Source organism: Curvibacter sp. T50 (assembly GCF_057219955.1).
The window spans coordinates 63322-86230 of sequence record NZ_JBXVVU010000004.1; the positions used below are offsets into that span (position 1 = coordinate 63322).

Below are 22909 nucleotides of genomic sequence, written 5' to 3' on the forward strand. Positions count from 1 at the left end.
CATCCGACAAGGACATCATGAACGCTTTTGCCCGACTGCTGCGCTGGCTGGCTCTGGCCTGGCTGCTGATGGCTTCGTGGTCGGCCCACGCGGTGATCGATACCAACAAGTCCTACAACCCGATCAACCGCAATGTCGGCCAGACCGCCACGCTGATCATTTCGATTTTCAACAGCGACCCGGTCAACTCGGCCACCGCCGCCAGCTTCACCGACACCATGCCGGCAGGCATGTCCGTGAGCGCCGTGTTGTCCAACTCCTGCGGCGGCACGGCCACCGCCACCGGAACCCAGCTGACGCTGACCGGCGGCACCGTGCCCAATGCCAGCGGCTCGGTCAGTGGCGCCTGTTCGGTGGCGGCGGTGGTGACCGCGCTGTCACCGGGAACCCATGTCAACACCCTGGTGCGCACCGACGTGACGGCCAACGCGCCCGGGCCGATCATCGCCGAAGCGGACGCGCTCGCCACCATGACGGTCAACCCGCTGGCTCGGCCGACCGGCACGAAGGCGGTGGCGGTGGACACCGACCTGCACGGCGGCGGCACCCGGGCTTTTGTCATCACCCTGTCCAACAGCAACGCGATTGCACTGACCAACGTGGGGTTCACCGACACCTTGCCGGCGTCGCTGCGCATCGGCACTGGCGGCCTGGTGACCAACAGCTGCGGCGGTTCGGTGCTGGACCTCGGCGGCGGCGCGCTCGACGATGGTGACACCGGCCTGCGGCTGACCGGCGGCACCATTCCGGTCAGTGGCAGCTGCTCGATCAGTTTCGTCTTTCGGCCGACCACGGACGGGGGCATCAGCAACGGTGGCGTCACCAACAGCATCACGGCCGGCGGGGTGAGCACCGCCGAAGGCGTGACCAACAGCGCCGCCATCAGCGGCACCGTCAACCTGCGCACCGGCGGTGCGGTGGGCAAGGTGTTTTCGCCCTCCACCATCACCGAGGGTGGCCTTTCGACCCTGACGCTGACCCTGACCAACCGCAACCTCTTTACCGCGACCGCCGTGGACTTCACCGACGCCATGCCGGCCGGTGTGACGGTGCAAAGCCTGCTGAGCAACAGTTGCGGCGGCAGCCTCAACAGCTTTCCGTCCGGTACCGTGACCTTGACCGGGGGAACGATTCCCGCTGTCACCGACCCCAATTCCAGCGGCTCGGCCAGTTGCGCCATTGTGGTGCAGGTGACCGCGCCCACGGCGGGCAACTATCCCAACACCATTGCCGCCGGCAGCTTCGGTGCCATCCCGCTCAGCCACGGAGCAGCCTCGGCCACGCTGCGGGTCATACCGCCCTCGCCGGTGTCGGTGAGCAAGGCTTTCGCACCGGCCACGGTGGTGCACACCGGCACCAGCCTGCTGACCATCACCCTCAACAATGCCGGCGGGGTGCCAGCGGCCATCACCAGTTTCACTGACAACCTGCTGACCATGGGCAACCTGGCGGTGCGGATCGCCGCCACACCGACCCCCACCACCAACTGCGGCGGTACGCTCACGGCGACGGCGGGTACCACCACCATCAGTCTGACCGGTGGCACCATTCCGGCCTCCGGCAACTGCCAGATCACCGTGCCCGTCCAGGCCGAACCGAACGGCCTGGGCGGCAACCGCACCAATACGCTGCCTCCGGACAGCCTGGTGACCTCGGTGGGCAACAATGAAAACACCGCGACCGCGGCGCTGACCATCAACGCGGCCCTGACGGCGGCCAAAGCGTTTTCGCCGGCCACGATCACGCCGTCGGGCACGTCGCGGCTGACGGTCACCATCAACCACGCGAACGGCGCGCCGCCTTTTACCAACCTGTCGTTCATCGACAACCTGCCCGCCGGGCACACGGTCGCGGCGCCGCCCGATGTCTTCAGCACCTGCGGCGGCACGGTGACCGCCAACGCCGGCTCGGCCACCTTCAACCTGGGCGGGGGTTTCCTGCCGGCCGGCACCAGCAGCTGTGTGGTGGCCGTGACGATTCAGGCGCCGGCGGGCACCGGTGCCGCCACCAACACCATCATTTCCGGCAGCGTCACGACGGCCGAAGGGGTGCGCAGCCGGGCCGCGGCGTCGGCGACGCTGACGCGCGTTTCCAGCGGCGCACCGGTCACGCTCAACAAATCCTTCCTGCCGACCAGCATCAACGGGGGAGCCACATCGACCTTGCAGATCACCATCGCCAACAACAATCCGGGCGCGCTGGCCCTTAGCAATGTGGCACTGACCGACGTGATGCCGACCGGCATGGCGCTGGCCGCCACCCCCAACCCGAGTTTCACCGGCGCCGGGTGCACCAGCGCCACCTTTGTCGCGGTGCCGCTGGCCGGCTCGGTGAGTTTTTCCGGGGCCAGCATCGCGGCGAACTCGGTCTGCAATGTCACCGTGGTGGTCACCGGCCTGCAGGATGGCAACCTGACCAACAACATCCCCGTCAGTCAGCTGACCAGCGCCCAGGGTGTCACCAATGACAACGCGCCCTCGGCAACCCTGACGGTGCTGCGCAACGTCGGCATCAGCAAATACTTCCAGCCGGACACCATCGTGCAGGGCGGCACGGCGACGCTGGTGATTGCGGTGCTCAACACCAACGACGTGGCGCGTACCGGCACCCCGACCAATACCTTCACCGACAACCTGCCCGCCGGTGTGACGCTGGCCTCCGGCGTGTCGACCAACAGCTGCGCGGCCAGCAGCCTGACCGACGGCGCCGGCGGCGCGCTGAACGCCGGGGACACCAGCGTGCGCCTGAACGGCGGCAACTTTCCCGCAGGCAGTGTCTGTACCCTGTCGGTGGTGGTGACCAGTGTCACCGCCGGCACGGTGGACAACGTCATCCCGCCCGGCTCGGTGACCACCCTGGAGGGCAGCACCAACCCCGATCCGGCCACCGCCCGGTTGCGCGTGCTGGCACCACCGACGATTGCGAAGTCCTTCAACCCGACCTCGCTGGCCTCGGCGCAGCCGTCCACATTGACCTTCACCCTGGGCAACCCGAATTCGGCGGCGCTGCTGCCCGGCGGCCTGACCGGCGCGCAGTTCACCGACAGCCTGCCCGCCGGCCTGACCGTCACGCTCAGCGGCCCGGCCGCGGGCAGTTGTGTCGGCGCATCGGGCAATCTGCTCACCGCGGGCGCGACCAGCCTGGCGATCACCGGGTTGACCATTCCGGCGGCCGGCTCATGCACGGTGGCACTGCTGGTCAATGCCGGTGCCGTCGGGGTCTATCCGAACCAGAGCTCCGGGGTCATCACCACACTGCTGCCCACCGCGAGCGCGCCGTCCAACACCGCCACGCTGACCGTGCTGGCGGCGCCGAGCCAGAGCAAATCCATCAGTCCCGCCACGATTCTCAGTGGTGGCACGGGAACGGCCGTGCTGACGATCACCCTCAGCAACCCCAACACCACCGTGGTCAACCTGGCGTCACCCGCGGTGACCGATGCCTTTCCCGGCAGCCCCGGCACCATGACGGTGGCCAGCCCGCTGACCACCAGCAATACCTGTGGCGGGACCTTGCAGGACAGCGGCGGCGGCGCGCTGGCGGCAGCGGATGTCGGCATCCGGCTTACCGGCGGCAGCCTTGCGGCCTCCGGTACCTGTGCGTTCAGCGTGGTGGTGCTGGCCCCCACGCCCGGCCTGTACCTCAACACCACCTCGGTGCTGGACACCGTCAACGCCGGTTCGGCGCCCGCGGCGACTGCCTCGCTGACCGTGACGCCGTCGGCGCACCTGGAAGTGACCAAAACCAACAGCGAAACCACGCTGACCGCCGGCCAGTCCACCACCTACGTCATCACCGTCACCAACCTGGGGCCGGCGTCCGGGGCCGGCACCACCGTGGTGGACCCGGCGGCCAGCGGTCTGGACTGCACGACCCTGAGTTGCAGCGCCAGCGGCGGCGCCGTCTGTCCGGCGGGCCCGCTGGATGTGCCGACGTTGCAAGGCGCCGGTTACCTGGTGCCGACACTGCCGGCATCCAGTTCGGTCAGTTTCTCGCTGGGCTGCACCGTCACCGCCACCGGCGAGTGAATTCGCCGGGCGGGCGGGTGGCGCTCAGCCGGCGTCGGGCTCCTGCGCCGCACGCGCCAGGCGGGCGCTGCGCCAGTAGACGTCGTCACCTTGCAGGCCGTCGCTGCGGTGGCGATTGAGCACCCGGGCGAGCACGAACATCAGGTCGCTCAGGCGGTTGAGGTACTGGCGCGGGGTGTCTTTGAGCGCGTCCTGCGCGCCCAGCGCGACCACGGCCCGCTCGGCCCGGCGGGCCACCGTGCGGCAGACATGGGCTTGCGCGGCGGCGCGGGTGCCGGCGGGAAGGATGAATTCCTGCAGGCGCGGCAGCTGCGCGTTGTAGTGCGCCAGAGCGTCGTCCAGCGTGGCCAGCGCCTGCGGCTGGAGCAGCTCGAAGCCTGGAATGGACAGCTCGCCGCCCAGATTGAACAACTGGTGCTGGATCTCGACCAGCAGCTCGCGCACCGGCTCCGGCAGGGGCTCACACAACAGCACGCCAATATGGGAGTTGAGTTCGTCGACATCGCCCATGGCGTGGACACGAAGGCTGTTCTTGGAAACACGGGTGTTGTCACCCAGCCCGGTGGTGCCGTCGTCACCGGTGCGGGTTGCGATCTGGGTCAGGCGATTGGCCATGGCTGCGCTCCTTGCAATGCCTCTATTGTCCGCCGGGGCGGCGCGCGGGGGCCGGATCGGGGTTTTCGGCAGGTTTTCGGAACGATTTCTGCCCATACCCAGCGTATTTCAGTCGTTCATAGCTATTATTTCAATAGCGTCGACTTGTCCGCCCAACCGACGTACACTGCGACCTGACCCGTACCGACCGGAGACCTGCCCGTGAACGCCCCTGCCGACCTGTCCGCGCTGAGCCCCCAGATTGCAACCCGCCCGATTCCGCCGGCCCTGCTCGACGCCCTTGCGCATCGGTTTGGCGCCCGGTGCTCGACCGCCCTGGCGGTGCGCGAGCAGCACGGGCGGGACGAATCGGCCTTCACCACGGTGCCGCCGCCGGCCGCCGTGGTGTTTGCCGAGTCGACGCAGGATGTGGCCGACGCGGTGCGCCTGGCCGCCGCCCATGAGGTGCCGGTGATTCCTTTCGGTGTGGGCTCGTCCCTCGAAGGGCACCTGCTGGCGGTACAAGGGGGCATCAGCATCGACCTGGGGCGCATGAACCGGGTGCTGGCCGTTCACCCGCAGGACCTGACCGTGACCGTGCAGGCGGGCGTGACCCGCAAGCAGCTCAATGACGAAATCAAATCCACCGGCCTCTTTTTCCCGATCGATCCGGGCGCGGACGCCACGCTGGGTGGCATGTCGGCCACCCGGGCCAGCGGTACCAACGCCGTGCGCTACGGCACGATGCGCGAAAACGTGCTGGCGCTGGAGGTGGTCACCGCCGGTGGCGACGTGGTGCGCACCGGCACCCGGGCGCGCAAGTCATCGGCCGGATACGACCTGACGCGGCTGTTCGTCGGCAGCGAGGGCACGCTGGGCATCATCACCGAGGTGACGCTGCGCCTGTATCCGCTGCCCGAGGCGGTGTCGGCAGCGATCTGTTCCTTCCCGTCGGTCGCCGACGCCGTCAACACCACCATCGAGACGATACAGATGGGTGTGCCGATCGCGCGGGTGGAACTGATCGACGCCAACACGGTGCGTGCGGTCAACGCCCATTCCCGCCTGGGACTGCGCGAGGAGCCGCTGCTGCTGATGGAGTTTCACGGCTCCCCCGCCGGTGTGCGCGAACAGGCCGAGACGGTGCAGGAAATTGCCGCCAGTCACGGCGGGGAATCCTTCGAATGGGCCAGCACGCCGGAAGAGCGCACCCGGCTGTGGACCGCCCGGCACAACGCTTTTTTTGCCGCGCTGCAGAGCAAGCCCGGCTGCAAGGCCATCACCACCGACGCCTGTGTGCCCATTTCGCAGCTGGCCGAGGCCGTGGTCACCAGCGTGCACGAGGCCGAAGCCAGCGGCCTGCCCTACTTTCTTGTCGGCCATGTCGGCGACGGCAACTTCCATATGGGCTACCTGATTGACCCCGACAGCGCCGCCGAACGGCAGTTGGCCGAAGACCTCAACCACCGGCTGGTCAACCACGCACTGGCGCTGGGTGGCACCTGCACCGGCGAGCACGGGGTGGGCCTGCACAAGATGGGGTTTCTGCGCGACGAGGCCGGTGTCGGCACCATTGACCTGATGCGGGCCATCAAGCAGGCGCTGGACCCGAAGAACATTCTCAACCCCGGCAAGATCTTCAGCCTCTGAGCGCCGCCGGCGGCACGTCGTCCCGAAAAAAAGCCCGGCACTGCCGGGCTTTTTGCTGACCGATGGGCTGCCGCACCACAATGCAGCGCAGCGCGGGTTCATCCCTGTTTCTGGATGTCGCTCATCTTGCAGCCTTTGGACAGGAACAGCCCGGTCAGGTGGTCCTTGCGGCCCTGGGCCTGCTGCGCCTGCTGAGCGGCCAGCTGCGCCCCGGCGGCGGCCGCCGCCTGCTGGCCGGCGGCCTGCTGCGCAACGGCCTGTTGTGCCAGACCGCCGAAGAGGCCGCCGATGGCACCGGCGCCGCTGCCGAAACCACCGAAGCCGAAGCCACTGCGTGCTGCCGCGTTGACCATGGCCTGCTGGGCCACCGCCCCGGCGACGGCACCGGCAACGGCGGCACCCTGGCCGGCGCTGGGGTCGGCCACCGGCGCGGCCGCCACAGGCTGGTTCGCGCGGCCGATCACGGCATCCATCTGGGTGATTTCACCGTAGACCTGCTGGCAGCTCAGGTCGTTGTCGGTCAGCTTGACCCGCTCGATCGGGGTCTGGGCGGACACCGCGGCACTGGCGGACAGGAGCAAGAGAAGGAGGGAGACATGTTTCACGGTCGGACTTTCTGAAGATGGAACCCGGACGAGCCTAGCGGTTCGACCGCCGGGCGTCACTCCCCGGATTGGGGGGCCCGCCCGATCAGCCCCGCCCGGCGCGCAACTGGTCGATCAGGCCGTTCAGGGCCTCCAGGGAACCGAACTGCACCGCCAGTTCGCCCATTTCTTCGATCCGGCCGTGGCGCTTGACCCGCTTCTTGACCCGGATTTCGACTTCGGCGGTCAGCAGGTCCGAGAGTTCTTCCTCCAGACGGCGCAGGTCCCGGGACTTTTCTTTCTTGGGTTTTTGCGGCATCAGGTTGAATTCGGCACCCAGCTTTTTCACCAGGCTTTCGGCTTCGCGCACGGAGAGCTTGCGTGCTGCGATCTGGTTGCCTGCCGTGATCTGTGCCGCTTTGTCCAGCGCCAGCAGGGCCCGGGCGTGGCCCATGTCGATATCGCCGGCCATCAGCATGGTCTGCACCGGCTCGGCCAGATTGAGCAGGCGAAGCAGGTTGCTGGCCGCGCTGCGCGAGCGGCCCACCGCCTGCGCTGCCTGTTCATGGGTCAGTCCGAATTCCTTGACCAGGCGCTGCAGGCCCTGCGCTTCCTCCAGGGGGTTGAGGTCTTCCCGCTGGATGTTCTCGATCAGCGCCATCGCGGCGGCGGCTTCGTCGGGCACGTCGCGCACCAGTACCGGCACCCGCTCCAGCCCGGCCAGGCGGGCGGCACGGAAACGCCGCTCGCCGGCAATGATTTCGTAGCGCCCGGCGTTGTCGCCGCCGGCCAGACGGCGAACAAGAATGGGCTGCATGATGCCCTGGGCACGAATCGACTCGGCCAGTTCGTACAAGGCCCCTTCGTCCATGCGGGTGCGCGGCTGGTAGACACCCGGCACCAGATCGTCCAGCGACAGTTCACTGGTACGCTCCGCCGGGACGTCGCCTCCTTGCGGGTCGGTGTTCGGCTCGACGCGCGGGCCCAACAGGGCGTCGAGGCCGCGGCCGAGGCCTTTGGGTTTCTTGGTGACCATGGTGTCTCCTCAGTTCGTCAGCAGATCGGCCAGCAGGGCCTGGCCATCCGGCCAGTCGCCCAACCCGGAATCGGCGTTGATATGGCCGCAGGGGCCAAGATGGTAGAAGGTGCTGCCCCAGTCGGCCGCCAGTCCGCCGGCATGGGCCAGGGAACCGTAGGGGTCGTCACTGCTGGCGACCAGCACGCTGGCAAACGGCAGGCGCTGGCGGGCAATCGGGCTCCAGCCCGGAATCAATGCGGCGAGATCGGCGCGGCCGATTTCCGGTGGCGCGACCAGCAAGGCTCCGCGCACCCGGTGGTGGTTGCGGCTGTGCGCCGCCCACCAGGCCGTCAGCAGACAGCCCAGGCTGTGCGCGACCAGCACCAGCGGGCCCGGCGTCTGCAGCACGACTTCCTCCAGCCGCACCGTCCAGTCGCCGCGCAGCGGCCGCATCCAGTCGTGCTGTTGCACCCGCGTGTAGCCGAACGACTGCTCCCACCGGGTCTGCCAGTGACCAGGGCCACTGTCCTGCCAGCCGGGCAGCAGCAACACCGTGGCCGCGCCGGGATCAACCGCGACCATCGGCGGCTCCTGGGGGTTTGAAAATCATAGCAAAGCAAGACTGTTTTGCGCTGGGTACTGGCAAATAATGGGTCAAAGTCACCCCCGCCGGACCCGTTCGACCATTTCGCGGGCGAATTCCACAAAGGCCTGGCTGCCTTTGGCGGCCGGATCGAACACTACGCCGGGCAAGCCGTAGCTGGGCGCTTCGGCCAGGCGGACGTTGCGCGGGATCACGGTATCGAACACCTTGTCGCCAAAGTGGGCCTTGAGCTGGTCACTGACCTGCTGCTGCAAGGTAATGCGCGGATCAAACATCACCCGCAACAGACCGATGATCTGCAATTGGCGGTTGAGGTTGGCATGGACCTGCTTGATGGTGTTGACCAGATCGGTCAAGCCTTCGAGGGCGAAGTACTCGCACTGCATCGGCACGACGACCCCATGGGCCGAGCACAGCCCGTTCAGGGTCAGCAGGCTCAGGGACGGCGGGCAGTCGATGAGCACGAAGTCGTAGTCGTCCGCCACCTCGGACAAGGCGGTCTTCAGGCGTTTTTCGCGATGGTCCAGCGCCACCAGCTCGACCTCGGCGCCCGCCAGCTCGCGATTGGCGCCGAGCACGTGATAGCCACATTTCTCCGACAGCACTGCAGCTTCGCGGATCGAGGCCGACTCCAGCAGCACGTCATACACGCTCAGCGGCATCTTGCGCTTGTCCACCCCCGAGCCCATGGTGGCATTGCCCTGCGGGTCGAGGTCGATCATCAGCACGCGCTGCCCCACCGTGGCCAGTCCGGCGGCAAGGTTGACGGTGGTGGTGGTCTTGCCGACACCGCCCTTCTGGTTGGCAACGCAGAATATCTTGGCCATGGGTCCTCTCGGGTGAAAGAGAAAAAGGGCTTGTGCCGGCTATTTGGACCAGACCAGCCTGATGCCAAAGCCGATCAGGAACACGCCGGCGATTTTTTCGAGCACTCGGCCGATGACCGGACTGGCGCGCAGTCGCTCGGCCAGGAAATGCGTGAGCAACACGACGACCAGCCCGTAGAGGAAGGCCAGGACAGCAATGGTGGCGGCCAGGACACCGAAGGTCAGCAGACCCTGGTGACGCGCCGGATCGATGAACAGCGGAAAGAACGCCATGTAAAAGACGATGGCCTTGGGGTTCAGCAAAGTGATGGCAAAGGCCTGCTGGAAATAGTGGCTGGGCCTGATATGCAGCACGGGTGCACTGCCGGGTTTGGCAACCAGCATCTTGAACCCCAGCCAGGCCAGGTAGGCTGCGCCCAGCCACTGCACTGCGGCAAAGGCCGCGGGATAGGTGGCCAGCAAGGCCGCGACGCCCGCCACCGCCATCCACATCAGGACCTGGTCACCGGCGATCACCCCCAGGGTGGCGCCCATGCCACCGGCCACACCGCCTTTGCTGGTGGAGGTGATGAGCGCCAGATTGCCCGGGCCGGGGATCAGCAGAAACACAATCATGGCGGCAACGAATGCGCCGTAGTCCGAGATGCCGAACATCACAAATCCTGGATTGGTGGGAGCGACGAGTTTACGTTACCGGCTAACCGGACACTGGCGCTTTGCGCATCCAGATCACACAGCGCTCGGCATGAAGGTCTGGCACCTGTAGCGGTTCCACGTGAAACACCTCAATACCCGCGGGCAGTGCCGCGATTTCTTCTCCGGGGTGTCGCCCCTTCATGGCCAACCAGCAACCCCCTTCGGCGAGTGCCGCCTCGGAGCCGCTCACAAAATCGGCGAGTGTGGCAAAGGCCCGTGAGGAGATGACATCAAACGGTGCGATGCCGCGCGCACCCAAGGTTTCGACCCGCGCATGCAGACCCCGCAAATTCGGCAGAGTCAGGCTGGCCGCAACCTGCTGTACGAACGCCGCTTTCTTTGCGACCGCGTCGACACAGGTGACCGCGACTTCCGGACAACCGATTGCGATGACCACCCCTGGCAGACCAGCCCCGGCACCCACGTCAAGCAAACGGGCTGCCCGTGTTCCGGTGTGTCGACGCAAAGGCTGCACTACCGCCAGGCTGTCGAGCAGATGATGGGTCAGCATGGCGTGCGGCTCGCGGACCGCGGTGAGGTTGTAGACCTGGTTCCATTTGCGCATCAGTTCCAGATAGTCCAGCAACTGGTCGACCTGGCGGCTGGTCAGTTGCACGCCCAGCGCCGCCGCGCCGGCTTCCAGCTCGGGTCGCAACGCCGCTGTCATGCTACACCACCCCGCTCGTCACCCCGGGTTGCGGAAAATCCTCTGAAACCCCCCTTTTTCAGGTGAATCAGGAGCAAGGAAATACTGGCCGGCGTGATGCCCGAGATCCGCGAGGCCTGGCCCAGCGTCTCTGGCCGGTGTTTCTGCAGCTTCTGGCGCGCCTCGATCGACAGCGCCGTCACCTGCAGGTAGTCCATGTCGGCTGGCAGCTTCAGGCCTTCGTAGTTGGCGGCGCGCTGCACCTCGTCGCGCTGGCGATCAATATAGCCAGCGTACTTGGCGGCAATCTCCACCTGTTCCACCACCGGCGCCACCAGATCGCCCAGTGTTTCACGTGAAACCACCGCGCCGCGGTAGCGGCCGTCGTCCAGGCTCATCAGACCCGGGTAACTCACGTCCGGGCGGCGCAGCAGGTCAAACAGGTTGTATTCGTGTTCGATAGCCTTGCCCAGCACCCGCTCGGACTCGGCGGCCGGAAGGCTTCGCGGGTTCACCCAGGTGGATTTCAGCCGTTCGGTTTCACGTGAAACCGCGTCGCGCTTGCGGCTGAAGGCGTCCCAGCGCGCATCGTCGACCAAGCCCAGGCGCCGGCCGGTCTCGGTCAGGCGCATGTCGGCGTTGTCTTCGCGCAGCTGCAGCCGAAACTCGGCCCGGCTGGTGAACATGCGATAGGGCTCCGTGACCCCCTGGGTAACCAGGTCGTCCACCAGCACGCCCAGATAGGCCTCGTCCCGCGCGGGCAGCCACGGCCCCAAACCGCGGCACTGCAGCGCCGCGTTGATGCCGGCAAACAGGCCCTGCGCCGCCGCCTCTTCATACCCGGTGGTGCCGTTGATCTGGCCCGCAAAGAACAGGCCGCCGATCTGTTGCGTCTCGAAGCTGGATTTCAGCGAGCGCGGGTCGAAATAGTCGTACTCGATGGCATAGCCCGGCCGCAGGATGTGGGCATTTTCCAGCCCCTTCATGCTGCGCACCAGGTCGTACTGGATGTCGAACGGCAGGCTGGTGGAGATGCCGTTGGGGTAGAACTCGTTGGTCGTCAGGCCCTCGGGCTCCAGAAAGATCTGGTGGCTGTCCTTGTCGGCAAAGCGGTTGATCTTGTCTTCCACACTCGGGCAGTAGCGCGGCCCCACCCCTTCGATCTTGCCGGTGAACATCGGGCTGCGGTCAAAGCCACTGCGGATGATCTCGTGCGTACGCGCATTGGTGTGCGTGATCCAACACGGCACCTGCTGCGGGTGCATGGCCACACGGCCCATGAAGCTGAACACCGGCACCGCGCCCTCGTTCACGCCACCGGGCATGCCGTCGCCGGGCTGCTCGGTGCACTGGCTGAAATCGATGCTGCGCCCGTCGATGCGCGGCGGGGTGCCGGTCTTGAGGCGCCCCTGCGGCAGCTTCAGTTCCTTGAGCCGGGCCGAGAGCGACACGGCGGGCGGATCACCCGCGCGGCCGGCCGCGTAGTTGTTGAGACCCACGTGGATCTTGCCGTCCAGGAAGGTGCCCGCCGTCAGCACCACCGTGCGGCAACGAAAGCGGATGCCCACCTGCGTCACCGCACCCACCACCCGCGCCCCGTCGCCATCACCCTCCACCATCAGGTCGTCCACCGCCTGCTGGAACAGCCACAGGTTCGGCTGGTTTTCCAGCATGCGGCGGATGGCGGCCTTGTACAGGATGCGGTCGGCCTGCGCACGGGTGGCGCGCACCGCCGGACCCTTGGAGCTGTTGAGGATGCGGAACTGGATGCCGCCCTCGTCGGTGGCCAGGGCCATCGCGCCGCCGAGTGCGTCCACCTCCTTGACCAGATGCCCCTTGCCGATGCCGCCGATGGACGGGTTGCAGCTCATCTGCCCCAGCGTCTCGATGTTGTGCGACAGCAGCAGCGTCTTGCAGCCCATGCGGGCCGCGGCCAGCGCGGCTTCCGTGCCGGCATGGCCGCCGCCGACGACGATGACATCAAATTCCTGTGGGTACAACATTCGCTACAACTCCCGCCCTGATCCAGCGCCCCGCCATGCCAAGCAGTCACGGTTCCACGTGGAACCGCATGTCAGATCTCTTCCGACACCCCGCAAAGTCGGCATTGTCCCATCAAGGACCGACTCCCCCGTCCCGGCAGCAGCATGCGCGCCTTCGATCACCGTGGTGATCCGGGCGACCACTGCCAACTTGTCAGGGCCTTGTCCCGACCGCCCCCCGGCTACCGGGGCAAACGCCCATTCAGGTTGACCCAGATCAAAAGGATGCAATCTCCGGCGCGAAGACACGCCGGCCCATACACAGAATAACCATATCACCAAAAGGATTAAGACATGTTCCGACTACCGGCCACCCGGGCATCCATCGCAGCCGTCCTGCTGGGGTCCACGGTGGCGTTCGCAGCGCCCGGGTTCGTTGCCGGACTGGTTCCGGACCAACGCCCGGCTGGCGCACCGGTCAAGGCCGACTCGCCACCCACCAGCGAACAGATGGCACGGTATCTGAAAGGTGTCGAAGGCACTCCACCCGGCAACGTGACCCACATCGTCGGAACCGGCAACTGGTGGGTGCCGATGCGTCACCCCGGCATGACCCCACCCTATGACCCGCGTGGATGGCACAGCAGCGCACCCGCTGCAGCCACACCAGCCACCCGATGACACACCTTATCCCATTCGGCCCAAGGCGGAAAACATCGCCGCCCGGCCCCACCGCGTCGAACCACCAGCGCACAACGCTGGTGGTACGAACTGCTGACGAGCAGGGGGCATTTGCCCCATTACTTTTGCAAACCAAACTTGATCAAGGAAAAGCTATGAAATCCATTCGCAAAGCACTCGGCCTCACCATCATTGCTGCCGCTCTGGCCGCAACCGCACACGCCCAGCAAGCGGGCATGAGCGGTATGTCCGGTATGTCCGGCGACCAGAAGGGCATGTCTGGCATGAGCGGCATGTCCGGCATGCAAGGCCAGAAAGGCATGAGCGGCATGTCCGGCATGTCCGGTGACCAGAAAGGCATGTCTGGCATGAGCGGCATGTCCGGCATGCAAGGCCAGAAAGGCATGAGTGGTATGTCCGGCATGTCCGGTGACCAGAAAGGCATGTCTGGCATGAGCGGCATGTCCGGTATGCAAGGCCAGAAGGGCATGTCCGGCATGAGCGGCATGGAAGGCAAGAAAGAGAAGGCCAAAAAAGAGAAGAAGGCCAAGCAAGAAGGCATGAGCGGCATGTCCGGTGACCAGAAGGGCATGTCCGGCATGTCCGGTATGTCCGGCATGCAGGGCCAGAAGGGCATGAGCGGCATGTCCGGTGACCAGAAGGGTATGTCCGGCATGTCCGGTATGTCTGGCATGCAAGGCCAGAAAGGCATGTCCGGCATGGAAGGCAAGAAGTAATTTCTCGCAGCCCGAAGGGCCGACCGGCGGTCGGCCCTTTTTCTTCGCGGTCTTCCGCCGCGCCCCTGAAACTTCACGTCCACTCACCGGGAGATCGGTCATGCAGACCCGCTGGCAATCATGGTTGAAAACCATCCCCATGGCCTTGCTGATATGCGCAGCAGCCTTTGGACTCATTGCCTGTGACTCCGGGAAAGAACCCGATCAGGCCGCTGCCGCCTCAGGCCAGAAAACACCCGACTACCAGGCGGCCCGCTACGACCCGATTCACTTCAAACCGGCGATTGACAAGGCCACCGACGCCCAGTGCCTGGCTTGCCATCAGGAGGTTCTGAAACCGTCCGTCGCCAAACAGTCACCCGCCGGCGTGCCTTCGGCCGAAGCCAAGGCCTGGTACCAGCAGACCAGCACCTATCAAGGCGAGCAGGACACCTTGCACCGGCGGCACCTGGACACGGCAATGGCCAGGCAGCTCATGACCATGCGCTGCACCACCTGCCACCAGGGCAATGACCCCCGCGATGAAGCCCCCGGGACCTCGGCGACCAACCAGAAAGACAAGCTGACGCTGCGCAAGATGGTCGACCCCGAGGCGGTCTGCCTGAGCTGCCATGGCAAGCTGAACTGGCAGGTCATGGGCCTGCCCGAGCCGTGGGAGAAATCCAGGACCGTTTTTCAGAACAACTGCCTGACCTGCCACGCCGCCATCCGGACCACGCGGCATGAAGTCAACTACCTGAACGCCCGCGCGATCGAAGAGGCCGGCGCAAAAAACGGTGACATCTGTTTCGGCTGCCACGGTGGACGCGCGTGGTATCGCACCCATTTCCCCTATCCGCGTCACGCCTGGCAGGGCATGCCCGCAGAAATTCCGGACTGGGCCAAGGGGCGCCCGACAGCCTCGGATGTCCGCTTTATCGCCGACACCATGAGCAAAGGATCCAAGCCATGAACCGCGATCTTCCCCTCATCGACCCCGCCACCGACCCGCGCTTTCCCGGCGTCAACGACACGGCTTCACCCCACGGTGCGGCCTACCGGCGCCGCGATTTCCTGAAGATTGTGGGGGCCACCGCCGGCGCGGCCGGACTGGTGACGGCCGGCGTATCGGTTCCGGTCCGCGAAGCCACGGCCTTTGCCTACGAACCCTACTACACCGACGACCAATTGACCACGGTCGTCACGTCCTGCGCCCACAACTGCGGTTCGCGCCATGTGCTGGTGGCCCACAAGAAAGGTGACGTGATCGTTCGCCTGTCCACCGACAACGGCGAGTACCAGGCCGCTGGCGCGTATGGCAAGGACACCTTCGAGGAACCACAGTTGCGCGCCTGCCTGCGCGGACGCTCGTACCGCGCACGCCTGTATTCGCCCGAAAGGCTGCTGTACCCGATGGTGCGCGTGGGCAAACGGGGCGAAGGCAAATTCAAGCGCGTGTCCTGGGACGAGGCTTTGGACACCGTCGCGAAGAAGATGGTCGAACTCAAGAAGCACTATGGCCCGACCGCCCTGCTCGACCAGAGTTACGCCGGAGCCTCCTACGGCGTGTTGCACAAGTCCGACCAGATCGAGGGGCTGCTCGGCCGATTCCTCGGCATGTTCGGTTGCCGCACCAATTCCTGGTCGGTGCCCAGCTACCAGGCCACGACCTTCTCCAGCCGCATGACCTTCGGCACCATCCAGGACGGCAATGAGGACGACACCTTCGCCCACAGCAAGCTGATCATCATGTGGGGCTGGAACCCCGCCTACACCTTCCACGGCGGCAACACCTTCTACTACATGCGGATGGCCAAGCAGCGGGGCTGCAAGTTCGTGCTGGTCGATCCGCAGTACACCGACTCGGCGGCGGTCTACGACGCCTGGTGGATTCCAATCAAGCCCAACACCGACGCGGCCATGATGGCCGCGATGGCCCATCACATCTTCACCAACAACCTGCAGGACCAGAAGTTCATCGACAAGTTCTGCCTCGGCATGGACAAGGGCACGATGCCCCAGGACCTGGCCGACAAGGAAAACTTCAAGGACTACATCCTGGGCACCTACGACAAGACGCCCAAGACGCCCGAGTGGGCCGAGCCGATCTGTGGCGTCAAGGCCGCGGACATCCGCAAGCTGGCCGACCAATACGCCAAGACCAAGCCGGCCGCACTGAAGGCGTCCTGGGCGCCCGGTCGGGCCTCCTACGGCGAGCAGTACAACCGCATGGCGGCCGCCTTGCAGGCCATGACCGGCAACATCGGTGTGCTCGGTGGCTGCGCCGAGGGCGTGGGCAAAGCCTGGCATGCCGAAAGTGTGGCCTACCCCTACGACGAAAACGCCAACCTCTGGTGGGGTTCGATCAAGTCCGACCGCTGGGCGCACTGCGTGCTGAACTACCCCAACGTCAAGCGCGAGGAAATCGGCCTGTGGCCGCGCGATGACGCCCTCGACGGCACCATCCCCAACATCAAGGGCATCTTCTGGCAGGGCTCGGACTGGTTCAACCAGCTGACCAACATCAACAAGGAAATCAAGGCCATCGAGAAGCTGGAGCTGGTGGTCTGCCTGGACTCCACCATCACGCCCTCGGGCATCTGGGCCGACGTGCTGCTGCCGATCGCCACCCATTTCGAGCGGCACGATGTCGCCCTGCCCTGGTACAAGGGCCACTATTACATTCACCGTCCCAAGGTGATCGAACCCCTGGGCGAATCCAAGACCGATTTCCAGGTCTTCACCGAGTTGTGCTACCGCCTGGAAGCGCTGGATCCGACCCTGAAGGATCTGGGCAAGCGCTACAACCCGCGCGCCGACCGCAGCTACTTCCAGAATCCGGATGCCGTCGATGAGGCCTACCTCTCCCACTGGTGGAACAACAGCGTCAAAAAGCACCAGCACGTCACGATGTCATGGGAGGCATTCAAGAAGCACGGCACCTACAAGTTCGTCCTGAAAGAGCCTCATGTCGCCTTCCGCGAACAGGTGACCCAAGGTGTGCCGTTCGAAACCGCATCGGGCAAGATTGAAATCCTCTCGACCTACCTCGCCGGCATCAAAGACTGGACAAAAACCCAGTTTGGCTACGAAATTCCCTACCTGCCGAAATGGATCGAGCCGTTCGAATCGCTGAATCACCCGATTGCAAAAAAGTATCCGTTCCACCTCATCAGCCCGCATCCCCGCTGGCGCACCCATTCGATCTTCAACAATATTCCGTGGCTGCGCGAGACCTACGAACAAGAGGTCACCATCAATGCCTCTGACGCCGCCAAACTGGGCATCAAGACCGGCGACACGGTGGAGGTCTGGAACGACCGCGGCAAATGTGTGATCCCGGCCTATGTCACCGAGCGGCTGATGCCCGGCGTACTCGTTCTGCACGAAGGCGCCTGGATGGATCTGGACAAGGACGGCGTTGACCGGGGCGGCAACCCCGACTTCCTGACCCTGGACGAACCCAGTCCGGCCGGCGCCTTTGCGTACAACAACGCGATGGTCCAGATGGCCAAGAGCACCCTGACCCATCGGCCCGGCTGGGATCAGCTGGCAATTGCACGCTCCCACGTCTTCCGGCGTGACATGTAAGGACAGAGGCTTGCCATGACCGAAAAAATCGTGATCAGGAAGCTCGGCAATGCCGAGAAAGTCCGTGTCCGCGACGCCCAGAAGGTGCGCGATGCCACGACCTACGAACCCGTGGTGCCGGAGAAACAGCTCGGTTTCATCCACAACAACATGGATTGCATCGGCTGCCGGGCCTGCGAAATCGCCTGCAAGGACAAAAACGGGCTCGGCCCCGGTCCACGCTTTCGCCGCGTGATGTACGTCGAAGGCGGCAGCTACCCCGATGTGTTCGCCTACAAGGTGAACATGTCGTGCAACCATTGCGCGGAACCGGCCTGCCTGCCGGCCTGTCCGACCGGCGCGATCTGGAAACGCACCGACAACGGCGTCGTGGATATCGACTCGACGCTGTGCATTGGTTGCCGTCGCTGTGAGGGCACCTGCCCGTACGGCGCACCCCAGTACGATCCGGTCGACAACACGGTCAAGAAATGCAACCTGTGCATCGACGAGCTGGAAGCCGGTCGCAAGCCCTACTGCGTGTCGGCCTGCATGATGCGCGTGCTCGACATCGGCCCGATCGACCAGTTGCGCAAAGGCACGTACCCGACCAAGGCCATGGTCAAAGGAGACCAGCCGGTGCGCCAGGTCCAGCATATGGCCAACCCCGAACTGACCAATCCGTCCATCGTGTTCATTGCCCATCCGAAAGGCAAGGTCCAGTCATGAGCGCCGGGGTCCTGTCCGACGCCCCGGACGAGCCGACGCACGGCAACTCCGGCGCCCCCCCCGAAGGCTGGACCGCGCTGGCGGCCGAAGACCTGCGGGCCCTGGCCTGGCTGCACGAAGCCGAACGCAGCCCGGCCATGCTGGTGGCCTTGTACGAGCATGGCTTCCCCGACACCCTGTGCCTTTCGCCGCCAGAGCAGCCGGCGCGCCAGGCCATGGATGCCGCTCTCGCGGCGCTGGCCGGGCGCGGCGACGGCAGCTTGCCAGCGTCCAGCGGTGATGAACTGGCCGCCGACTTCGCCGCAATCTACCTCACCCATGGCCTGCGGGCCGCGCCGTTCGAGTCCGTCTGGCTCGACGAAGACCACCTGGTCATGCAAGGGCCTACCTTTGCAGTGCGCGAGTTCTACCGGCGCCACGGCATGCAGGTACTCGACTGGCGCAAGCTCGCCGACGACCATATCTCGCACGAGCTCCAGTTTGTCGCCTTGTTGCTCGAACGCGGCGAACAACGCGAAGCCGCCCGTTTCCTTGCCCAGCACCTGATGGCCTGGTTGCCGGACTTTGCGCAGCGTGTCGGCCAGCGTGCCGCCACCCCCTTCTACGCCGCGCTGGCGATGCTCACACTCGCTTGCTGCGAGCAATGCCGCCAGTGGCTGCCGAGGGTGGCCCCGATGCCGGGCGTCACGACCGAGCCGGCCGCCAGCAGCACGCCCGGTTGCGGGCGCTGACCCTCCTTCGGACCGGGCGGCACCCTCGACCGCCGTGCCCGCGCCGGCTACGATCCGTGAGCCCGTATTTCCTGCGTGAGCGCTGAAAAATCCATGCCGCAATTGACCGTTGACGCCGAACGATGCGCCCACCAGCGTATCGCCGACTCGCGTTGCCGCGCCTGCGTCGATGCCTGCCCGCACAACGCCTGGCAGCTGCACCCGGACGGCCTGGGCTTCGACACCGACGCCTGTGACGACTGTGGCCAATGTGTCGCCGCCTGCCCGTTGGAAGCCCTTGCCCTGCCCGCCCCTTTGCCGGCCGTGGCGGACACCCGCCCGCGCGCCCTGCTCCTGGCCTGTGAGCACGCAGGCCTGCCTGACCGTGCACCCGGCGCATCGCAGACTACCGGCCGGGTCCGCTGCGTGCACGGCCTCAGCCCCGACCTGCTGATGGAATGGAGCACCCGCCACCGCGCCGAGGTCCTGCGCGTCGCCACCGGCGACTGCTCCCGATGCGAACGTGGTCCGCGCAACCCGCAGGCCGACCTCGCGCATCGCTGGCAGCAGCTGTCCGGGCACGCCGCCTTGCACGGGCAGCAGCTCCCCCGCTGGCAGGCCACCACCGCCACCCAGTGGCAGGCTCTGGCCCGCCAGACCGACCAGCCGGACCCCGGGCGCCGCCGCTTCTTCGGCGCGGTGGTGCCATCCTCCTCCCCTGGCGGACCCAGCCTCGTCGCCGGCCCGACCCCACACACCAGCGGCCGCACCCGGCTGGTGCGCCAGTTGCAGCCCGCAGAATCGACGCAAGCGCCAGCCCCCCTGTGGTGGGTCGCCGTCGACCCGAACCGCTGTACCGCCTGCATGGCGTGCCAGTCCATCTGCCCCGCCGAGGCTTTTTGCCTGCACCCCCCGCAGCACACCGACGGAACGACGAACAGCGCAGACCAGGACTGGACAATGGAAATGAACCGCTGCACCGGTTGCGGCCTGTGCATCGACCTGTGCGACAGCCACGCCCTGACGCTGCACGGCCCGGGCACCCCCCGGCCGGGCCCGCCCCAGCGCGTGCGGCTGCACAGTCGCGACTGCCCGTCGTGCCGCGTCCGCTTCCTGACACCCCATCGAACCACGCCGCACTCCCCCACTGAAGTCGCGGGGCGTTGCCCCGCCTGTCAGCGCGGCAGGCTGCCCCGGGCTGACCGCGTGGTGCAAACCCGGCCCTACCCATGAACCGCCCGGGACCAACCGCCCCTAACCCGCCCGGGCCCGGACCGGGCCTGGCCTGGCTGCTTGGCAGCACCCGCAACCGCCTGCTGGCCGGCCTGCTGGTCGCTCTGCTGGTGTCGGGCGCGCTCCTGACCCTGACGGCGGTGAGCATCGGCCGGCAGTCGGTGCGCCACGCCCAGGAAAACGACGCGCGCCGTCTGGCCACCCTGTTTGAAGCCAGCCTGCACAACGCCATGCTGCAGCGCGACCTTGCCGGTCTGGGCCACCTGCTGCAAACGCTGGGGGACGCTCCCGGAGTCGCCCGGGCCGGCCTGCTCGACATCCGTGGCGAGGTCCGGTTTGCGTCCGATCCGGCCTGGCTCGCCACCACCCACACCGATCGACTGGCCGGCCTGTGCCTTTCCGCAGCCTGTCCTGGCCAGGCCACGGCCCAGATTCAGTGGCGGCCCGGCACGAGCGGCCCGGCATTGCAACTGGCCTACCCGATCGCCAATCAGGCGCGGTGTGCCGCATGCCACGGCCCGGCCAGTGCGCAGCCCTTCAACGGGGTGCTGCTCATCGAATTCCAGCCCGAGCACACCCTGAGCCCACCACAGGGTCAGACGCCCGCCCTGCTGCTGGTCGGGCTCGGCGCCCTGACGCTTTTCGGTCTGCTGATGGCCTGGACCCTGACGCGCCTGATCACCCGGCCCCTGGCCGCGCTGACCGGGGCCGCCGACCGCCTTGCTGCCGGCGACACCCAGGCCCGCGCCGCCCTGAGCGGGCAGGACGAATTTGCCCGGGTCGGCCGCCATTTCGATACGATGGCCGAACGGCTGGACCACAGCATGGGCCGTCTGCGGTCCCAGCAGGCTTTCCTGCAACAACTGATCGATGCCCTGCCCGATCCGGTGCTGGTCATCGGGGCCGATCACCGAATCCGCCTGGCCAACCACGCCTACCGCCAGATCATCGGGCAGCCGCGTGATCGGGTTGCCGGCGCTTGCTGCCATCGGATCGGCCGGGCGCTGGACCAGCCCTGCCCCGCCACGCTGGTGCACTGCCCCCTGGCCGAACTCACCGGCGCCAACCCGCCCCGGTCCCTGCGCACGGTCATGACCTTGCGCCACGCCGACGGCACCGACATCCCCGTTGAAATCGAGGCGGCGCCCCTGCCGGTGGATGGCCTGCCCGGCGTCGTCGAAGTCATGCGTCCCCTGGACCGCTCGATCCGTTTCTCGCAGGAACAGCGCCTGGCCACCATCGGCCTGTTGGCCAACGGCGTGGCCCACGAAATTCACAACCCGCTGGCCTCGATTCGCCTGGCACTGCAAGCGAGCTTGCGCGGGCTGCAGACCGACACCATCACCCGAGAAGAACTGGTCGACTACCTCGAACTGGTTGACGACCAGATCGACCGCGCCGTCCTGGCCACCGATCGCCTGATGCGGATGAGCCACCCGCCGGGCGACCAGCCCAGCCCGGTCCCTCTGGCCCCCGCGGTCGACGATGTGCTGGCCCTGCTGCGGGAAGAATGCCGCCAGCGGCGAGTGACAACCCATGTCGAGTTGGCACCTGCCACCGTGCAGGTGCTGGCCGACCACGCGGGTCTGCGCCAGGTGCTGGTCAACCTGGTACACAACGCGCTGCACGCCATGCCCGAAGGTGGTGAAATCCATATCCGACGCGTGGAGTCGGCTGACGGGCGTCATCAGGTGCTCAGCGTGCGCGACACCGGCACCGGCATCCCCGATGCGGACCTGCCGCGCATATTTCTGCCCTTCTTCAGCCGCCGCGCCGACGGCCAGTCTGGCATGGGCCTGGGGCTGGCCATCTGCAAGAGTCTGATGGATCACTTCGGCGGCGACATCAGCGTGCGCAGCGAGGCCGGCGCCGGCACCACCTTCACGCTGACCCTGCGCACCGCCCCGCCCACCGCCACCGCGCCCGAACCATGAGCGAGTCCGCCCCGCTGTCCACCGCTGCCCCCGAGCGCGCCACCGTCCTGGTGGTGGAAGACGACCCGGTCCTCAACCGCCTGCTGGTACGCCAGCTCGCCAAAGCCGGCTACGACGTCGGCAGCGCGCATTCCTGGGCCGAAGCCCGCGAGCGGCTGCCCCGCCTGCAGCCCGATCTGGTGCTGCTGGACATGAAGCTGCCCGACAGTGCCGGCTGGGTGCCGCTGACCGAGACCGCCGCCGACCGCCCGGTGGTCATGCTCACCGCCTACGGCAATGTCGCCCAGGCCGTCGAAGCCATGCGCCTGGGCGCGGCCGACTACCTGGTCAAGCCGGTCGACCTGGAAGCGCTGGAGCGTGTGGTCGCGCAGGCGCTGCAGCGTGCCCGCGAGCAAAGGGCCCGGGCCGAAGCCCTGGTGCTGACCGGCGAGCCGACGCTGGACACCATTGAACGCGAATACCTGCAACGCCTGCTGCGCAAATACGCCGGCAACCGCCGCAAGGTCGCCGAAGCACTGGGGGTGTCCGAGCGGACCGCCTACCGCATGCTCGACCGGCACGGCTTGCGTCAGGACAACGAGACCTGATCGTCCGCACCCGCACGGCCGCGATCGCGCGGCGGCTACGTCATGCGCTTTTTGCATGGGTGATGAAACTTCCGGCCTTGGACAAGATCGCCCGCCGCGGCCTACAGTTCGCCCGTCATC

19 protein-coding genes are annotated in these 22909 nt (G+C 66.5%); 11 read left to right on the plus strand and 8 right to left on the minus strand.

Annotated elements, in window-relative coordinates:
• The first annotated feature begins 17 nt into the window (after positions 1-17).
• The gene (locus AC2EBU_RS13580; protein ID WP_484610971.1) at positions 18-4028 is read left to right on the plus strand and encodes a DUF7933 domain-containing protein; all 4011 of its coding nucleotides are present in this window, start codon (positions 18-20) and stop codon (positions 4026-4028) included.
• A 24-nt stretch (positions 4029-4052) separates the two neighbouring features.
• Here AC2EBU_RS13580 and AC2EBU_RS13585 read toward each other — a convergent pair whose 3' ends face one another.
• Positions 4053-4643, minus strand: coding sequence for a cob(I)yrinic acid a,c-diamide adenosyltransferase (locus tag AC2EBU_RS13585; RefSeq protein ID WP_484610972.1), 591 nt, complete (start codon positions 4641-4643; stop codon positions 4053-4055).
• Between the two features lie 201 nt (positions 4644-4844).
• Between AC2EBU_RS13585 and AC2EBU_RS13590 the strand changes: the two genes are divergently transcribed.
• The gene (locus tag AC2EBU_RS13590; RefSeq protein ID WP_484610973.1) at positions 4845-6272 is read left to right on the plus strand and encodes an FAD-binding oxidoreductase; all 1428 of its coding nucleotides are present in this window, start codon (positions 4845-4847) and stop codon (positions 6270-6272) included.
• Between the two features lie 98 nt (positions 6273-6370).
• Here AC2EBU_RS13590 and AC2EBU_RS13595 read toward each other — a convergent pair whose 3' ends face one another.
• From AC2EBU_RS13595 to mnmG, 7 genes are all read right to left on the minus strand, one after another.
• Positions 6371-6877 (minus strand): hypothetical protein, encoded by a 507-nt coding sequence (locus AC2EBU_RS13595; protein ID WP_484610974.1) that lies wholly within the window; start codon positions 6875-6877, stop codon positions 6371-6373.
• Positions 6878-6962: 85 nt separating this feature from the next.
• Positions 6963-7892, minus strand: coding sequence for a ParB/RepB/Spo0J family partition protein (locus AC2EBU_RS13600; RefSeq protein ID WP_484610975.1), 930 nt, complete (start codon positions 7890-7892; stop codon positions 6963-6965).
• Between the two features lie 9 nt (positions 7893-7901).
• Positions 7902-8456, minus strand: coding sequence for an RBBP9/YdeN family alpha/beta hydrolase (locus tag AC2EBU_RS13605; RefSeq protein WP_484610976.1), 555 nt, complete (start codon positions 8454-8456; stop codon positions 7902-7904).
• A 78-nt stretch (positions 8457-8534) separates the two neighbouring features.
• Positions 8535-9305, minus strand: coding sequence for a ParA family protein (locus AC2EBU_RS13610; protein ID WP_484610977.1), 771 nt, complete (start codon positions 9303-9305; stop codon positions 8535-8537).
• Between the two features lie 39 nt (positions 9306-9344).
• Positions 9345-9959: a LysE family transporter gene (locus AC2EBU_RS13615; protein WP_484610978.1), complete on the minus strand. Its 615-nt coding sequence runs from the start codon at positions 9957-9959 to the stop codon at positions 9345-9347.
• A gap of 43 nt (positions 9960-10002) precedes the next feature.
• The gene (rsmG, locus tag AC2EBU_RS13620; RefSeq protein WP_484610979.1) at positions 10003-10668 is read right to left on the minus strand and encodes a 16S rRNA (guanine(527)-N(7))-methyltransferase RsmG; all 666 of its coding nucleotides are present in this window, start codon (positions 10666-10668) and stop codon (positions 10003-10005) included.
• The gene (mnmG, locus tag AC2EBU_RS13625; RefSeq protein WP_484610980.1) at positions 10665-12650 is read right to left on the minus strand and encodes a tRNA uridine-5-carboxymethylaminomethyl(34) synthesis enzyme MnmG; all 1986 of its coding nucleotides are present in this window, start codon (positions 12648-12650) and stop codon (positions 10665-10667) included. Before mnmG ends, rsmG begins: the two co-directional genes overlap by 4 nt.
• A gap of 333 nt (positions 12651-12983) precedes the next feature.
• On the opposite strand from mnmG, the gene AC2EBU_RS13630 reads away from it, so the two are divergent.
• From AC2EBU_RS13630 to AC2EBU_RS13670, 9 genes are all read left to right on the plus strand, one after another.
• On the plus strand, positions 12984-13310 hold the full coding sequence (locus AC2EBU_RS13630) for a hypothetical protein (RefSeq protein ID WP_484610981.1): 327 nt from the start codon (positions 12984-12986) through the stop codon (positions 13308-13310).
• Between the two features lie 155 nt (positions 13311-13465).
• Positions 13466-14047: a hypothetical protein gene (locus AC2EBU_RS13635; protein ID WP_484610982.1), complete on the plus strand. Its 582-nt coding sequence runs from the start codon at positions 13466-13468 to the stop codon at positions 14045-14047.
• 100 nt (positions 14048-14147) lie between these two features.
• Entirely contained in the window at positions 14148-14999 is an 852-nt protein-coding gene (locus tag AC2EBU_RS13640; RefSeq protein ID WP_484610983.1) for a hypothetical protein, read from the plus strand.
• Complete coding sequence (locus tag AC2EBU_RS13645) at positions 14996-17617, plus strand: molybdopterin-dependent oxidoreductase (RefSeq protein WP_484610984.1); 2622 nt, start codon at positions 14996-14998, stop codon at positions 17615-17617. The genes AC2EBU_RS13640 and AC2EBU_RS13645 overlap by 4 nt, the downstream gene beginning before the upstream one ends.
• 15 nt (positions 17618-17632) lie before the next feature.
• A complete protein-coding gene (locus AC2EBU_RS13650) occupies positions 17633-18325 on the plus strand; it encodes a 4Fe-4S dicluster domain-containing protein (protein ID WP_484610985.1) in 693 nt (230 codons plus the stop codon).
• Positions 18322-19056: a TorD/DmsD family molecular chaperone gene (locus AC2EBU_RS13655; protein WP_484610986.1), complete on the plus strand. Its 735-nt coding sequence runs from the start codon at positions 18322-18324 to the stop codon at positions 19054-19056. The genes AC2EBU_RS13650 and AC2EBU_RS13655 overlap by 4 nt, the downstream gene beginning before the upstream one ends.
• A 93-nt stretch (positions 19057-19149) precedes the next feature.
• Positions 19150-20268, plus strand: a complete 1119-nt coding sequence (locus AC2EBU_RS13660) for a 4Fe-4S binding protein (RefSeq protein WP_484610987.1) — start codon at positions 19150-19152, stop codon at positions 20266-20268.
• A complete protein-coding gene (locus AC2EBU_RS13665; RefSeq protein ID WP_484610988.1) occupies positions 20265-22202 on the plus strand; it encodes a sensor histidine kinase in 1938 nt (645 codons plus the stop codon). The genes AC2EBU_RS13660 and AC2EBU_RS13665 overlap by 4 nt, the downstream gene beginning before the upstream one ends.
• Positions 22199-22789 carry a response regulator transcription factor gene (locus AC2EBU_RS13670; protein ID WP_484610989.1) on the plus strand — a complete coding sequence of 197 codons (591 nt, stop codon included), beginning with the start codon at positions 22199-22201 and terminating at the stop codon, positions 22787-22789. The genes AC2EBU_RS13665 and AC2EBU_RS13670 overlap by 4 nt, the downstream gene beginning before the upstream one ends.
• Positions 22790-22909: the final 120 nt, after the last annotated feature.